General features: G+C 57.2%; 14 protein-coding genes. 2 read left to right on the top strand and 12 right to left on the bottom strand.

Annotated features, from left to right (window positions below; all coding sequences use genetic code 11):
• Positions 1-388 precede the first annotated feature (388 nt).
• Complete coding sequence (locus tag HY788_05975) at positions 389-1,711, top strand: hypothetical protein (GenBank protein ID MBI4773718.1); 1,323 nt, start codon at positions 389-391, stop codon at positions 1,709-1,711.
• Positions 1,708-2,814, top strand: coding sequence for a histidinol-phosphate transaminase (gene hisC / locus HY788_05970; protein MBI4773717.1), 1,107 nt, complete (start codon positions 1,708-1,710; stop codon positions 2,812-2,814). Before HY788_05975 ends, hisC begins: the two co-directional genes overlap by 4 nt.
• 702 nt (positions 2,815-3,516) lie before the next feature.
• Here the strand turns inward: hisC and HY788_05965 are convergent.
• The 12 genes from HY788_05965 to HY788_05910 all read right to left on the bottom strand — a co-directional run.
• Positions 3,517-4,563, bottom strand: a complete 1,047-nt coding sequence (locus tag HY788_05965; GenBank protein ID MBI4773716.1) for a hypothetical protein — start codon at positions 4,561-4,563, stop codon at positions 3,517-3,519.
• A 10-nt stretch (positions 4,564-4,573) separates the two neighbouring features.
• Positions 4,574-5,791 (bottom strand): MFS transporter, encoded by a 1,218-nt coding sequence (locus tag HY788_05960; protein ID MBI4773715.1) that lies wholly within the window; start codon positions 5,789-5,791, stop codon positions 4,574-4,576.
• A complete protein-coding gene (locus HY788_05955; GenBank protein ID MBI4773714.1) occupies positions 5,788-6,663 on the bottom strand; it encodes a xanthine dehydrogenase family protein subunit M in 876 nt (291 codons plus the stop codon). Before HY788_05955 ends, HY788_05960 begins: the two co-directional genes overlap by 4 nt.
• Positions 6,660-7,133: a (2Fe-2S)-binding protein gene (locus HY788_05950; protein MBI4773713.1), complete on the bottom strand. Its 474-nt coding sequence runs from the start codon at positions 7,131-7,133 to the stop codon at positions 6,660-6,662. The genes HY788_05955 and HY788_05950 overlap by 4 nt, the downstream gene beginning before the upstream one ends.
• Positions 7,133-9,436 carry a xanthine dehydrogenase family protein gene (locus HY788_05945; protein MBI4773712.1) on the bottom strand — a complete coding sequence of 768 codons (2,304 nt, stop codon included), beginning with the start codon at positions 9,434-9,436 and terminating at the stop codon, positions 7,133-7,135. Before HY788_05945 ends, HY788_05950 begins: the two co-directional genes overlap by 1 nt.
• 61 nt (positions 9,437-9,497) lie before the next feature.
• Entirely contained in the window at positions 9,498-10,205 is a 708-nt protein-coding gene (locus tag HY788_05940; GenBank protein MBI4773711.1) for a serine/threonine-protein phosphatase, read from the bottom strand.
• Positions 10,165-11,292, bottom strand: coding sequence for a hypothetical protein (locus HY788_05935; protein ID MBI4773710.1), 1,128 nt, complete (start codon positions 11,290-11,292; stop codon positions 10,165-10,167). The genes HY788_05940 and HY788_05935 overlap by 41 nt, the downstream gene beginning before the upstream one ends.
• The gene (locus HY788_05930; GenBank protein MBI4773709.1) at positions 11,279-12,262 is read right to left on the bottom strand and encodes an ABC transporter substrate-binding protein; all 984 of its coding nucleotides are present in this window, start codon (positions 12,260-12,262) and stop codon (positions 11,279-11,281) included. Before HY788_05930 ends, HY788_05935 begins: the two co-directional genes overlap by 14 nt.
• Before the next feature lie 9 nt (positions 12,263-12,271).
• Positions 12,272-12,679, bottom strand: a complete 408-nt coding sequence (locus HY788_05925; GenBank protein MBI4773708.1) for an ATP-binding protein — start codon at positions 12,677-12,679, stop codon at positions 12,272-12,274.
• 260 nt (positions 12,680-12,939) lie between these two features.
• Positions 12,940-13,269 carry an STAS domain-containing protein gene (locus HY788_05920; GenBank protein MBI4773707.1) on the bottom strand — a complete coding sequence of 110 codons (330 nt, stop codon included), beginning with the start codon at positions 13,267-13,269 and terminating at the stop codon, positions 12,940-12,942.
• 349 nt (positions 13,270-13,618) lie between these two features.
• On the bottom strand, positions 13,619-14,197 hold the full coding sequence (locus tag HY788_05915; GenBank protein MBI4773706.1) for a hypothetical protein: 579 nt from the start codon (positions 14,195-14,197) through the stop codon (positions 13,619-13,621).
• Between the two features lie 41 nt (positions 14,198-14,238).
• On the bottom strand, positions 14,239-14,827 hold a 589-nt coding region (locus tag HY788_05910), incomplete at its 5' end, for a hypothetical protein (protein MBI4773705.1).

Below are 14,827 nucleotides of genomic sequence, written 5' to 3'. Positions count from 1 at the left end.
GAAGGGTTCGAAAGATTCGGGCTACCAAATCGGCATCAAGGGAAAAAGGAAACCAAAACCGGACGGAATCGGCTTTGTATTCCTCAGTCCAGGCCACCCTAGTTACTTGGTTAGGCGGCTATTGTCAATAAAGTCCGATTCCGAGTCTCCTGTATTTGTGACCGGAAAGCGTACTTTACGCAGGTTGGATCCGGATGCTATAAACCTACAGAAAGGTCGGAGCCCGGGACCCTCCCAGCACGAGTGCAGGCGCTCGGGTGGAACCCTCACGACGGGTTGCCGCGCAACCGTCTATAAAGGCCGGGAGTCCGAGCCGTTTCATGCCCCCGGTTGAATCGTCCAAGAACATCCCACTGCCGGGGCGATCATCAATCATAGAGGTGCTTTCATGACAAAACCACTGCGGCAATTGCGGCTCACAGCACCCGCCGAACTTGATTTTTTGTCCACAGTCACGTCGATGGTCGAAAACGCTGCGCAGACCTACGGGCTGGATTCGGAAGGATCCCTCAAGTTGGTACTGGCCGCGGAAGAGATATTCGCTTACCTCTGTCACAACGGCCGGCCGGAAGACACGATGCACATCGAGTGTTCGGACTATGGGTACTACGTGCGCGTGGATATGGTGCTCCCGGTCCAGCCGCTGAACATGGAGGCATTTAACCTGGCGGCGCGATTCTCTCCGGACAGCGACTCCGATCTCAAAGACTTGGGACTGCTGATCGCGGGGAGATCCGTGGACCGGCTCCAGATGGAGGATGAGTACCCGGCGGGAGTGCGATTGATCCTGATCAAGGAGAAATCGTATCCGGAAGGTGAAGAAATCCTGGCGTCGGAACCGAGTCCCTTCGGGTCTTTCTTCATTCGCGCGCCGGAGCCGGAGGAAATCAAAATCTTCGCCGCCCTGATTCGGCGAACCTATGATTCGGCCCAAGCGCCTTCCTACGTTCGGTTTCCCGGGAAGATGGCGGATATGGTCGCCGGAGGCGAGTACCGCGTTCTGATCGCCGTCTCGCCGAACGCCGTCATTGGGGGCGGCATCTTCTGGCGATATATGGGATCCGATATGGTGGAAAGCTTCGGTCCCTATGTGTTCCATCAGGAACCGGGAGCTCCGATGGCGGAACATCTCCTGGACGGATGCATCGGTAGCATCGCCCGATCCGAGGCAGTCGGGCTCTTGTCCCGCTACTTCACAGCTCAACTGCCGGCCGGCTACTTTGAAACGCTGGGCTCGATGACGTACTGCCTTCCGAATAAGACGTCCCTGTCGCGGGAAATCCTGTACCGGCAGCTCAAGGAAGATCCGGGGCGCCGTGTGTGGGCGCACCCCGGACTGAAGCGTTTTTTGGAGGAGCAATACCGGCGTCTTTTTCTGGCTCGGGACATCCTGTTGGTGCAAAACCAGGGAGAACGGCATCCGGCGCATTCCGTGTTGGCGGCGGAATTCGATCGCCCTCAACATACGGTCACTCTGCGCCCGATTTGGGCCGGAACGGATGCGGCTGAAAATGTATCCCGGCACGTGCAGCTTCTGAAAAGGGAGTCGCTGTGCACGCTGTCTTTCGAGCTGGATCTGGGTAAGGCGTGGCAAGCGGAATTTACTCCTTCGCTCCTGGACAACGGCTTTGTCCCCCGGCTAGTGCTTCCCCACGCGGGTGTGGCGGATGTGGTGGTGTTTCAGCGCTCGATGGTAGAGCGGCTGCCATGATGAACGTTGACCTGGACAGTCTCGTTCCGGCGCACATCCGGAAGTTTGAATCATATATCCCCAGCAAGCCGGACGATGAGCTTCAGAAGCTCTACGGCTGCGGTCCCATCATACGCCTGAATAACAACGAAAACCCGTTGGGTCCGCCTCCGGGCGCCCAGGAGGTGCTCCGACGTTTTCCTCCACCCCGAGCCTCCGTGTACCCCAGCGGCGACTCTTTTCATCTGAGGCGCAAGCTTGCCGGCCTACACGGTCTGGATCCCGATCAAATTCTCGTGGGAAACGGCGCCAACGAGGTCATTGCCTTTGTGATCAAAGCCTTCTGTAAAGAGGGCGACAACATCATTACGGCGGAGAAAACCTTTGCCGTCTACGAATGGGTGGCCGAATTCTCTGGATTTCAAGCCAAGCTGGTAGCCATGAAGGATCACGGCTTCGACGATGAGGGCATGCTGGCCCGCATCGATGACCGGACCAAGATTCTGTTCCTGTGCAACCCGAACAACCCCACGGGAACCTACTGGAGCGAAGGCAAACTCAGACGCTTTCTGGACCGCATTGCCGGCCACCGGATCGTTGTGGTGGACGAGGCGTATTTCGAATTCGTCGAGCAGGAGAATTATCCCAACGGCATCGAGCTTCTCCGGGAATACCCGAACCTGGTGGTATTCAGAACCTTCTCGAAAATGTACGCTTTGGCCGGACTGCGCATCGGGTATCTGGCCGGGAACCTGGATGTGGTGGACGTCATTCGAAAAACCTGCGTGGTCTATTCCGTAAACAGCCTGGCCCAGGAAGCGGCCCTGGCCGCTCTGGACGACGAGCGACATATCCTCCGGACCAGGGACATGGTGAAACGGGGAAAAGCACTTCTCACGGACGAGCTTACGCGCCTTCAACTTCCATTTGTCCTCGGGGAAGGCAACTATATTATGATCCGGCTTCCCATGAGCGATACCCTCGCGTACCGGCGCCTGATGAAGTTCGGGGTCATGGTCCGCTCCATGACCGGGTTCCGCTTTCCCAATTTCATCCGGGTGACGATCTCGGAACGGCCGGCCATGGAGGCGTTTGTGCGCGCGCTGGAAAAGATCCTCGAGTGAGGGGTTTCGGGGGATGTCCCGTCTCGTTGAAAATCTATTCTGCCGTGGCGCTGGGTAAACGAAACGCGAGCTAAGGACCTGTGTTGAATATGGAACAGTAAAAAAAGACCCTCAAAGCCTTGATATTGCCCTGCCTTGTTCCCTACGCACCTGTTTCAATTTGTTCGAGACCCCGGTGTTGCGAAACAACAGGAGGCTCCACCCAGCGTGTAGTATCTCACACAGCCCTATGGACTTAAAGACTACAGCCGCCTCCTCTCCTTCGGACCCGCACAACCAGTTGTCCGGGTCAACCATGAATCGCGAGCAACAGGGTGCGTTGACGCGTCGGGAACGTGGATTGGGTTAGGGCGCAACGGGAGCGTAACCCAACATGAATCAAGAACCGCAGGGGTTGTAGGTTTTGTTAGCGAGCGAAGCGAGCGTAACCACATCCCTGGGAGCGCCGAGCCCCAGCTCGGCCCAGTTGTTGAATTGGGTTAGCGAGCGAAGCGAGCGTTACCCAACATTTCCAATAGCGCGATATGTATATAGCCCGGGCACATCCGATGACAGGGCAAGGCGACTAGCGCCGAGCGTGATGTTGTGGTCTATGTGACCGAAATTGTTGGGTTTCGCGTTGCTCAACCCAACCTACGAATCTATTTTCGGACACCCGTGAAATATTGAGTCCGAGGGATAGACAATACACACGTTCACGCTTCACGGACGTCCCCCGCCACCCTGCGTTCGCAGCCAGTCCCCATGCACCAGCTCGAGCAGCTTCTTGGCGCGATCGAAGTGCAGCCGGATGCCGTCCCAGGAGGGCGGGGTGAAGATCTTTTGCATGAGAAACCCATCGTCGTCGAACCAGCGGGGCAGAACTCCCCCAAGAAAATACCCGCGCGCCCGAAGCCGATCCACCGCTTCACCCACCCAAGGCCAACCCAAATTCAGCCACACCTGAATGACTATGACGTTCTTTTCTTTTGCAGCCGTTTCCTGACGATCGAGAGCCTCTTCGAAGTCCGGCCCCGCCTGAGTCACGGCCAGGCGGGCGACCTGGGCGAAGTCGAAGATCTGCGCATGGATCCGGGTCGCAAGGTCCTCGGGTAAGGCCTCTCCCGATAAGACAAAATTCCGATGGTCGTCGAAACCCTCGTAAGCGAACCTCAGTTCCTCCTCGTAGGACGTGGGCACATGCACGGTATGAGGCTTGGGTACGAGGGTCCTGAAATCCAATAGGGTGGTAACCCTTCCGGAGGCGCTTGCCTCTTTGGCGTATGCGGCCGCGGGCATCAGGTCGACTTCCATGGCTCGTGTCACCCAGCCGAGGCCGGCGCACATCTTCTGGGAGAAGACGTGATTACACACGGGCTCTCCGAAAATCGTTTCCACACCGAATTTCACGGCCGCCACGTTCTGTCCGTGGAACCCCATTTGAGTGAAGATGCCCGCGCCCCCACGGTAGGCGGGATGCACCAGTCCGGCTCCGCCTTCATACGTTTTTTCGAAGGGAGCGCTGTTGAAGATGGCGTTGTGCCCCACGATGTCTCCTTTAGGCGTTCTGGCGACGCTGGAAACGGTGCGGCCGGCCGCGTTCTCCTCGATCAGCCTTTCAGGATCGATGAAGGTGCGGATGGGATAGCCTTCACCGTAAACCAGCCGGAACAGCCGGGTGACTCCGGGGGCGTCTTCCGGCTGGAACAGGTCGACTTTCCAGGACTGTCCGGGTTCGATGTCGTTTGCCTGTTTTTCCGATTCCGTCATGTGTCTTCTCCTATTCGTTTTCCCGACACGACTTGAGATACGCCAACAAAACCACTGAAATCAGGGTGAACCCCGCGCATACGCTAAACAGGGCCCGAAAACCCCAGTGAAGCACGATCAGACCGCCCACGAAGGGGCCGAGAAAGAACCCTCCTTGGTACATCTGCATTCCGAGATTCACGTTAAAAGTCCTCAACCGGGGCTCGGAGATGTCGAATACCAGTGCGTTGAGGATGGGCATGGCCACTCCCCAGCCCAATCCCAGGAAAACACCCAGAGCGAGCAAGGAAAGAGACCCGTGAACGTACCCAAGCAACCCGTAGCCCACGGCAATCCCGATAAGGGACCAAACGGCCAGGCGGATCTTGTCTCCTTTGTCGAACAGAGACCCCGCCACCAGGCGAACTCCGATTTCGCTCATCGACGACAGGGTGAAAAAGAGTCCCGCCACCGCCGTTTGGATGGTCCGACCGAATTCCGCCAGGAAGTAAAATACCAGAGCATAGCTGCTGAAAAAAAACAGCATGACCGAGAACAAGACGAGTATCTTTGCGTCCTTCAGGCTTTCCAGGACTTCGCGGAAGGAGAGCCTTTGCATTTCCGCCGGATCGGCGGATTGCCGTTGATCGGGCACGCCCATGAGAACCAGGGGAAAAACCAGAATCATGACCACGGCAAAAAACACGAGCACATTTCGGTATCCTCCGAGCCAACTCGTCAAAACCGGAAGCAGGGGAGGAATCGCCGCGTACGGTAGCAAAGTGACGATGGAAAGTAATCCGAACGACTGGCCGCTCCTTTCCAGGGGAATAAGGGATATGATGACGGTCATCAGGGCGGTTGCCAGGCCGACGTGAGTTATGCCGTGCAGTGCTCGGACCAGAAACATGCTCCAGAGGCTTCCCGCTTGGCCGTATGCTGCCAGGCAGACCATGACTCCCGCGTTGCAGATCAGGATCCAGCGAAGAGCGTTTCGGGCGTGAAGCAAAGGACTGATCACGGGCCGAAGGATCAGCGACATGGCTGAGAACAGCCCGATGATCATGCCGAACCATTTGGGGTCTATGGCCAGTGAGCTTAGGTATTGATAGAACTGGAAAAAAACGGCCACGTTTACGAAGGCCAGAAAGATGGCTGCCGCCAGTGAAATGAAACGCCTGTTCCAAAGAACCCCGGAGGGAGGCGTGGCTATGTTTTCAACGACGCGCGTGTTCGTGGTGTCTTTCATTCAGGAGACTCGGGACGACAGGGTTGCTCCCCGGAGTATTCGGTAAGACGAAGAAGGAGATTGCCGGCCACCTGACGCCTGTAGTCCGAGCCTGCCCGGACGTCGTCGATGGGAGCCACGGCTTTCCGGACTATGGCTCCGGCGTTTTCCAATGTCCGCAGGTCCAATGTCTTGCCCAACAGGATTTGCTCGGCTTCCGGGGACCTGACAACCGTGGGGCCCACGCTGCCCCACGCCAGGGAGACCTCCTGAATCTCGCCCGAATCCGAAATACGCAAAAGAGCGGCCATGCTGACCAGAGCTATGGCCAGCGCATTTCGCAGCCCGACTTTTTCGAAATGATGCACGTTGTAGCGATCGGCTTTTCTTACCCGCACGCCCGAGAGGATCTCGTTCTTCGCAAGAATGGTTTTCCCGGGTCCAATAATGAATTCGTGTATCGGACAGCGCCTCGATCCTTCCCTGGACCTCAGTTCCACCTCGGCTCCAAGGGCATACAAGGGGGGAAGGGTGTCACCGGCAGGGGAAGCCGTGACGATGTTTCCACCGATGGTTCCCATGTTTCGTATGGGAGGCGATCCGAGCACGCGAAGCGCGTGGGCCAGCACAGGCAGGAATTGAATGACCAATGGATGGGCCAATGCCGTAGAATGGGTCGTTCCCGCGCCGATAAAGAGGTGCGAACCGTGATCTTCAATCCCTTTGAGTTCTTCGATGCGATCCAGGCATAGGAGGGCCCGGGGAGCCATCAATCCCTTCCTCAGCCGGACGAAGACGTCCGTGCCTCCGGCGAAAGGAACGGCGTCCGGATGGCTCTCCATCGCTCGCCACAGTTCGTCCGGATTTCTTGGAGATAGCAGTTCCGTGCTCATTTCCCGTGTTCCTGCAAACGCGCGGCGGCGAGTTCCACGGCGTCCACGATTTTCTGATATCCCGTGCATCGGCAGAGATTCCCGCTCAATGCTTCCCGAATTTCCGTTCGACTCGGCTTGGGATTGCGTCTCAACAGATCGGCGGTGGCCATGACCATACCGGGCGTGCAATAGCCGCACTGAATGGCTCCGGCTTGTATAAACGCTTCCTGTATCGGATGAAGCGCTCCTTCTCCCGACAGCCCTTCTATGGTGACCACGCGCCGGTCTTCCAACTGGACGGCCGCCATCAAACAGGACAGCCGGCTCGAACCGTCCACCAGAATGGCGCAGGCGCCGCATTCCCCGGAGCCGCAGCATTCCTTGGCGCCGGTCAGGCCCAGGTCCTCACGCAGCAAATCGACCACTCGCCGATCCGGCGGCGTTTCCACGGTTATGCGTTTTCCGTTCAGAGTGAACAAAATCTCCATTAGAATGGGTCATCCTCTTTTTGGTTCAAGGCCGCCAAGACGCGTTCCGGGGTGAACGGCGCGCGGCTGATTCGAACGCCGCAGGCGTCCGCCAGCGCGTTGGCCGCGGCCGGCAGAGGGCCGCTGATCGCAATCTCGCCCACTCCTTTGAGCCCGAAAGGTCCGGTGGGTTCGTGCAGTTCCACGGGGATCGATTCCATGTCCGGGGCATCGAGAGCCGTGGGCGCCAGGTACGTGGACAGATCGGGAGTGCCGGAGCGGCCGTTTTCCACTTTGTAGTCTTCGTACAAACCGTACCCGATCCCCTGCACGATTCCGCCCTGTATCTGCTGTTCGTAGACTTGAGGATTGATCACGCGCCCGCTGTCCGTTACCGCCAGATAACGGACGACTTCCATCCGGCCCGTAAGCTCGTCCACTTCCACATAGGCCAGGTGCGCTGCGTAGGAAAACAGGATGTGAGGCAACCCGAGCAGAGTGGTGTTGGATTTGGCATTGACAGGCTCTTTGCAAACGGGGGCGCGCCAGTGGTGCACGGACACGCGTTCCGCAGGGGCCATGTTCTTTGCCAGGGCCGAAAGGGGCACGTCCCTGCCCGTTGGAAGGTGCCGGACAAAGCCCGGCAGAAGTTCGAAATCAGCCGTGGAACCGGCCATGAGCAGATCCGACGCCTTCTCGTAGATTCTTTGTTTAAGGGCGGTTGCCGCACCGATCAGAGCATTGGCATACGTATAGGTCGTGCGGCTGGCTGCGGAGGAACAGGACGGCAGGGTTCGCTCCGTGTCAGGCAGGATCAGCTCGAGGCCGTCGCAGTCCTGGTTCAGGATGTAACCGCCGATCTGCAGATAGGTGGAGGCATTCCCCTGGCCCATGTCCGACACGCCGCACGTAATGCGGAAGGCGCCCTTCGAGGTCAACTCGATGCTCGCATTGGCATAATCCGGGACGATGGGACCATATCCGGAGCCGTGCGCCAGACAGGCGATCCCTACTCCACGACGCTTCCAGGACCCGGCTCCTTTTTTCCACTCTGCTCTTTCCATCCAGAGGGGATGTCGGGAAAGTCGTTCCAGGCAATCCATCGCGCCGGTGGATTGGGTCAAGGTCACGCCCACACAGTTTCTGTCTCCCTGGCGCACGGCGTTTCGGGATCGAAGTTCGAGGGGGTTCATGTGTAATTTAGCGGCCAGCAGATCCACCATCTGCTCCATGGCCGCGCTTACCTGGGGCGCACCGAACCCCCTGAAAGGCCCACCGGCGGGATTGTTGGTATATATGCATCTTCCCCGAACATGCGTGTGGGGAATGCGATACGGTCCGCTCGCGTGCTCCACGGCGAGGGCCAGAACTTCGCCTCCTAGATGCTCGTAAGGACCGTTGTCGAGGTCGATGGTGCATTCGAGGGCGTGAAACGCGCCTTCCGCATCCGCCCCGAGACGGTAGGATGCACGCCCGGACAGTCGCTTGACACTGGCCAGGAAGCTCTCTTCCCGGTCCCACCACATTTTGACCGGCCGGCCCCCCGAGTTCAGAGCCGCCAGAGCCAGCAGGATCTGGACCGTAGCCCCGTCTTTTCCTCCGAAAGCGCCTCCGAGATATGGAGCGATGACCCGTATGCGGCTAGGGTCCAATCCGAGGGCGGACGCTACCTCGGTTCGATCTCGGAAAGGCGACTGGGTCGATGCCACGATAACGAGTTGGCCGCTTTCCGATACATGGGCCCAGCCGCACTCCGTTTCGAGATAGGCGTGCTCCTGGCGGGGAAGTTCGAAGCTGTGCTCGACCCGCACCGAACAGGACTCCATTGCGGCGGCGCCCATACCCCTTTGAACCGATAGGTCCGATAGTATGTTGCCGTGGGGGTTGTCCTCGTGAATCACAGGCGCTCCATCCGCCAGTGCTTCTTCCACGGAGAACACGGGGGACAACGGCTCCTGGCGCACCTCGATCAGAGATTGCGCCTGCTTCAGAACGGACCTGTCCTCCGCGAGGATCAGCGCCAATGCATCTCCGTAACGACGCACCTTGTCGTTGACCAGCACCGGCTGGTCTTTCCGGACAATGCCTTGTCTGTTGGTTCCCGTTATGTCCCGATAGGTCAGCACGGCCAACACGCCGGGCAATCTTCGAGCATCTTCGGCATCTAGTTCCAGCAGTCGCGCGTGGGCCGGTTCGGAGCGCTTGACTCCGGCCCACACGAAGTCTCCGTCGTAATAATCAGCCGCATACTTCTCCAGCCCGGTGACCTTGTTTTTCCCGTCAAAGCGGGGAAAAGAGACCCCGATCTGAGGCCTTTTGCACATTACGCTCAAAATGTTTCCTTCGCTGGGCTCGGGGGAGTTTCGCCGGGCGAATGCCCATATTTCACGGACGTCCCCAATATTTCACCGCCATCATGGTGATGTCGTCGGACTGCTCCACCCACTGGGAGAAGTGATGGACCTCGTGCAGGACGCCGGCAACAATTTCCTTGATGGGCCGGTCCCTCAGGGAGGTCAGGTTGCGTTTCAGCCGCTCTTCCGAAAAGAGTTCCATGTGTTCGTTCATGGCCTCCGTGACGCCGTCCGTATACAGGAACAGCATGTCGCCCGGAGCCATGACTATTCGGGAGGACTCGAAAACGATGCCTTCCATGGCGCCCACCAGAGCGCCCCCGCAACGTTTCACAAACTCGATGTCTCCGCGGCCGGGAACGATCAGGGGCGGATTGTGCCCTCCATTGGCGTATTCCAGGTCTCCGGTTCGAAGATCCAGAATCCCCAAGAACACGGTTACGAACATACAAACGTCATTGTCCCTTGCCAATTCGTCGTTTACTTTGGACAGTATTTCCGCCGGATCGAGACCGTTCGAGGCCGTCGCCTTGATCAAGGTTTTTGCCACGGCCATAAACAGAGAAGCGGGTATGCCTTTTCCCGATACATCTCCGATGACGAAGCAGAGATGATGTTCATCCAGGTGATAGAAATCGTACAAATCCCCGCCCACTTCCTTGGCCGGCTCGATGGTGGAATAGATGTCGAATTCCGGCTCATCCGGGAAGGGCGGGAACAGTTTGGGCAAGATGCTCATCTGGATATCTCTGGCGATCTGCAACTCGCTTTCGATACGCTCCCGGGCGGCTGTGGCCTAATTCACGAAGGGGTTTGGTTATGGAATTGGCTACGAGAAAAATCACTCCGAGCAGGACCAGGAATCCGGCCAGACCCATAAATATAGCATTCCTGGTCAATCGGGAGACGTCCTCCATGAGTTCGTCTTCCGGGAAAAACACACCCAACGACCATCCGCCCGACTCGAGGGGTGCAAAACCAAGCCAGCCTTGTTTCTCAGTAACGATACTGGTCCAGGGGGCGAATCCCGTCTCACCCCGGATCATGGCTCTGCCGATTTCCCGGATATGCGGGGCATTCCTGGCTTCGGCAACGGCAAATATGGTGTCGTTCATAACCAGATCGGAGTTGGGATGGGTGATGAGCGTGCCGTTCTTGGAGATCAGAAAGCCATATCCCGTCCGCTGAATGCGGATGGAAGAAACGAGCTGCTGAAGCCACGAAAGGGATAAGTCGGCCGAAACGACGCCCATGAACCGTTGTTCGTTCCCTACGGTTCTGTAGAAAGGCGCCGAGTAGGTGGCCATGAGTATGTCGCCGCCGCCCTCGTCGAAATAGGGCTCGCTCCACTCGGGCCGATTCAGTTCTTTGGGAATCTGATACCAGTCCTTGTTCTCGTACTGGTAGCTGATTGCGTCCAGGGTACCGGTCCGGATGTCTCCTTCGGACCTGTAGCCGTATATGGCGAAATACGACGATTTGCCTTCGAACGTATTGGGCTCGAAAGAGATGGCGCACCCATACACTTCCGGATTCTTCTCCACCAGGGAACGGACCATAATAGCCAGTTCTTCCTGTGTTACCGGTCCCTGCTCCAAGTACGGAGTTTGATTTCGAGTGACGCTTTCAATGGAGGCCAGGACGATCTGAATACGGTTCAGCGTGGCTTCGGTCAGATAACGGGCGTTGCTTTTCACTTTTTCAAGAACGATTTGCCGGGAGACCATGTAGTCCATGCCAAGGATGAGGCCGAACACAAGCATACTGCCCGCAAAGATCAGGGCGATCAGTTTGAACGCGATGCCTCTGTTCTTAACGATCCGCATGACATTTCCGGTAAAAGTCCTGAAATTCGGGTATTTGGTCGATCATCCCTTCGTCTTTCATGGTGGAAGCCACCCGATCGAAGTCCTTTCGGGCAAGAGCGCCCACCGCATTGGATGACTCGTTCCACAAAATGAGCTCTTTCATACGCGAAAGCATCCAACGCTGGTGAACCCGGCTGGCCGGAAAGTGCGCCTGCTTCAAGTTTCGGATCACCATGTCCAGCGTCTCCTCGGGATGAGCGAAGGCGTAGCGCCATCCCTCGATAGACGCTTCGACGAAAGCGCAACTGAATTCCGGATGTTGGTTGTAGGTTTCCTCCAGCGCGTAAATGCCGTCTTCAGGGAAATTCAGCCCGTAGTCCTGGAAGAAAAAGGTGGAAAGCTCTTCCGGATTGATGCCGGAATTCAGAATGGTGTGGTACTCGTTGTACCACATGGCCGAGGCCAGATCTACGCCTCCGCGCAGAAAGAGATTGACTGAAAAGGATTGGGGAATGACCTGAACCGTAACGCCGTATTGCTCGAAAAACGCACGGGCCTGAATCTGGAAAATCGGACCCCACAGGCCCACCTTTTTGCCGTTCATGTCATGGGGGGTCTCGATGCCGCTCGATTTCTTCGCTACGAGCATCAAGGCGGAACGCTGCAACATTTGGGCGATATTGACGATCTTGCGCCCCTGGGCCCTCAATTGAACGGCTCTGGAAAGCCACAAGGTACAGAAATCGGCTTCGCCGCTCAGGAGAAGGCGATCCGGGGGACACTCCGGGCCGCCGGGAAGGATGGTCAAATCGATTCCCCGCTTGGCGTAGAAGCCTTTTTCATAAGCGGTATAGTAGCCGGCAAACTGTGCTTGAGGAATCCACTGAGGAATGAACGAAGCCTTTACGAGTTGTTTCTCATCCGCGTGGACGGCGGCGGCTAGTAAGGCTGCGGCCAGGAAAACCAGTATGCGGGGGATTCGGCTCATGAAGTCTCTTTATGGTTTTTCCAGGATCAACGTCAGGATGTTTCGATTGCCGTCCCGCCAATAGTGCACCTCATCCGACATCCTGCGTATAAAGAAGATGCCCAGTTTTCCGATATCGCGCTCCGCCACTTCCGAGGTCAAATCGGGCTCGTTCGCGGACGAGGGATCGAAAGGGACGCCCGTGTCCGAAAACTCGATAACGCATCGGCCGCGATCGTCCGTGTCCACCGAAACCTGGACGTTCCCTTCCGCTTCCGGGTAAGCGTATTTGAAAATGTTCACCAGGGCTTCTTCGGCAACGAGGTGAATCTTCGAGAGTCTGTCACCGGAGAATCCATTGCTTTCTGCAAATTCGGATATGAACCGAATCAGTTCACTCAATTGATCGAGGTTGGCGGGAGCCTCTTTTCGGGGCATGACAATACCGCTGGTCGGTTTATATGAGAATACCCATTGTTCCGGAGGCGCGAAGTTGCTATGCGCCTTTACTCAAAATAACCACTGCCTTGCTTGCCGGGTTGCGGCGGCCGCGCCTCCTAACCCGACCTTACTTCAGCGCCTTGCTGAAGCGGGTCGAAGCTGATCATGTACAGCGAGGTCCGGACCGGCTCCAAGTATAGGGATCTGTTTGGCGGCGTCCGATCCCTTCACCGCCTCGTCGATTCTCACAGGCTGCTTCAACTCAATGCGGCATCGACACTGTCGTAAATCGGAATGATGGAGCTGAAACCGGATATTTCGAATACCTCTTTCACAGGGCCTCTCAAAGAAGCGATGAGGAAATTTCCGTTCAGGGTTTTCAGCCTTTTCGCGATGCTCAGGATCGCGCGCAGCCCCGCACTGCTGATATAGTCCAGTTCCGAAAGATCCACCGCAAAAGCGCGTTGACCGCCGTCGATCATTTCTTGCATATTTTTCTCGAAATCCGGCGCACTTGCAGCATCCATTCTGCCTTTCACCGAGACGACCGTGGCGCCGCCTGATTTGCCCGTTGAGATGATCTCCATTGATATCCTCCAAAATTAAGAATCCGGATCATGGCCTAGTCCGAATGGGGCCACCTTCCCATCGTCCGAACGCCGTGATAACTTTAGTCATTTTTCCCGAATACGCACGGCGGTCGTGAGAGCCGCTCACGGCGGCAACCGGTGCGCGGGCGCATGCCTCTAATGGGGATCCGCATCCAATGAATTGGGCCTGAAGCCGAATTCACGGGTTTCCATGTCGAGGGAGTTATTCGTCAAAGGCGCGCAAGCAGGTGAAGCGGTCGAAAGTTCGTTTTTTTCCATCGTGAAATGAATGCCGAAGGCCATGGCCGCCGGCAGGTGCGGCGGCGGGTTTGAACGGATGGGCCTTCTACTTGAGGGTTATACCCAGTCGTTTCTTTATCCTGTCCATGAGGGAGACGTTTTCCGCCGTGTTTCGAGGGGCGTCACGGCCTTCATTCATGGAATCGGAAGGCTCGCCTTCCCACCAGACCAGCTCGCCGAGTTCGAGGGAAGGGATGTCGCGAAGGGCTTCATAGATCTCGCCGACAATCCGCTGGATCTGGTCGCCGGGCGAACCTGCCAGAAGCACGTCGATGTGCCTCACATAAGCGTCACCGATCATGGACTCCGGCATCGGAACGGCCGACGTTATTTCGGGAACGTATTGGATCAATCTTCTTTCGTCTATCTGTTTCACACACTCCCTGGCGATGCGGAGGGTGTCGGCGTCCGGTGTATCCAGTATGAAAAGCAACGAAACGTACTGCTGGCCCGGACTTCCGGCCAGCGGTTTTGCGACCTTGCAGATGCCGGTCAGCGGAGGCGTGATGCCGGGGGAAGAAGTCACGTCAAAATAGGCGACCACATCCTCTTTTTCGAACAGGTCCGCCAACTCCTGTTTGATGTCTATGGAAGCGTCGGAATGCGCGTCCCTCTTTGTACTCATCGACTCACCTCGCGGAAAGAAAAACGTCCTTTTCAAATGGCCTAGTTTCCACCGTAGACGGACCGTATCAAGGTGCAAGTCTCATGGTATTGGGCGTCGCTCAATACCATGGCGCCGTTCTTCCGATCCGGGGGCTCACCCACATGGAAGATTCGCTCTTCGAGATCGGCCTGCAGGGCGATATTGGGAGGGACCGGAGGCGTGATTCCAAGAGCCTTTTCCACATCTTCCGGAAACTTTCCCGGATCGGCCGTCTCGTAGACCACGGACAAGGCGTCATGTTTGCCCTGCAGAAAAGTTTCAAGGGATCTCCAGCCCACGGCGCCGTGAGGATCCAGAAGCACCCCGTAGGCTTCGTGGACGGCCTTCATCGTTTCATAATGAGTCGGGTTGTTGACGCTGATGGATACGATGTCTCCGCGGAGCATTTCCAGGTCCGGCATGTGGTCGATCCGCCCCTCCTGCGTCACTTTGCCCGTGGCCGGATCGCGTACGTCGTAAATGTGCCCGCCGTATAAATCAATCAGTCGAGCTAAATTGCTCGGATTGGCGACGATCATTGCGGAGGATGGCGACTCGACCGACGGCCGAACCCGATAGACCCCGGGTTCCAGGAAATCGGGAAATTCG

The sequence above is a fragment of the Deltaproteobacteria bacterium genome (assembly GCA_016208165.1).
In the GTDB taxonomy this organism is placed as follows: Bacteria; Desulfobacterota; Desulfarculia; order JACQYL01; family JACQYL01; genus JACQYL01.
The sequence above is the reverse complement of the archived record's forward strand: the minus strand, read 5'-3'. Positions and strand labels throughout refer to the sequence as shown.

Bases quoted from the DNA above. Each gene is read 5' to 3' on its own strand.
- HY788_05975 (MBI4773718.1), top strand. From the start codon at position 389: ATGACAAAACCACTGCGGCAATTGCGGCTCACAGCACCCGCCGAACTT.
- hisC (MBI4773717.1), top strand. From the start codon at position 1,708: ATGATGAACGTTGACCTGGACAGTCTCGTTCCGGCGCACATCCGGAAG.
- HY788_05965 (MBI4773716.1), bottom strand. From the start codon at position 4,563: ATGACGGAATCGGAAAAACAGGCAAACGACATCGAACCCGGACAGTCC.
- HY788_05960 (MBI4773715.1), bottom strand. From the start codon at position 5,791: ATGAAAGACACCACGAACACGCGCGTCGTTGAAAACATAGCCACGCCT.
- HY788_05955 (MBI4773714.1), bottom strand. From the start codon at position 6,663: ATGAGCACGGAACTGCTATCTCCAAGAAATCCGGACGAACTGTGGCGA.
- HY788_05950 (MBI4773713.1), bottom strand. From the start codon at position 7,133: ATGGAGATTTTGTTCACTCTGAACGGAAAACGCATAACCGTGGAAACG.
- HY788_05945 (MBI4773712.1), bottom strand. From the start codon at position 9,436: ATGTGCAAAAGGCCTCAGATCGGGGTCTCTTTTCCCCGCTTTGACGGG.
- HY788_05940 (MBI4773711.1), bottom strand. From the start codon at position 10,205: ATGAGCATCTTGCCCAAACTGTTCCCGCCCTTCCCGGATGAGCCGGAA.
- HY788_05935 (MBI4773710.1), bottom strand. From the start codon at position 11,292: ATGCGGATCGTTAAGAACAGAGGCATCGCGTTCAAACTGATCGCCCTG.
- HY788_05930 (MBI4773709.1), bottom strand. From the start codon at position 12,262: ATGAGCCGAATCCCCCGCATACTGGTTTTCCTGGCCGCAGCCTTACTA.
- HY788_05925 (MBI4773708.1), bottom strand. From the start codon at position 12,679: ATGCCCCGAAAAGAGGCTCCCGCCAACCTCGATCAATTGAGTGAACTG.
- HY788_05920 (MBI4773707.1), bottom strand. From the start codon at position 13,269: ATGGAGATCATCTCAACGGGCAAATCAGGCGGCGCCACGGTCGTCTCG.
- HY788_05915 (MBI4773706.1), bottom strand. From the start codon at position 14,197: ATGAGTACAAAGAGGGACGCGCATTCCGACGCTTCCATAGACATCAAA.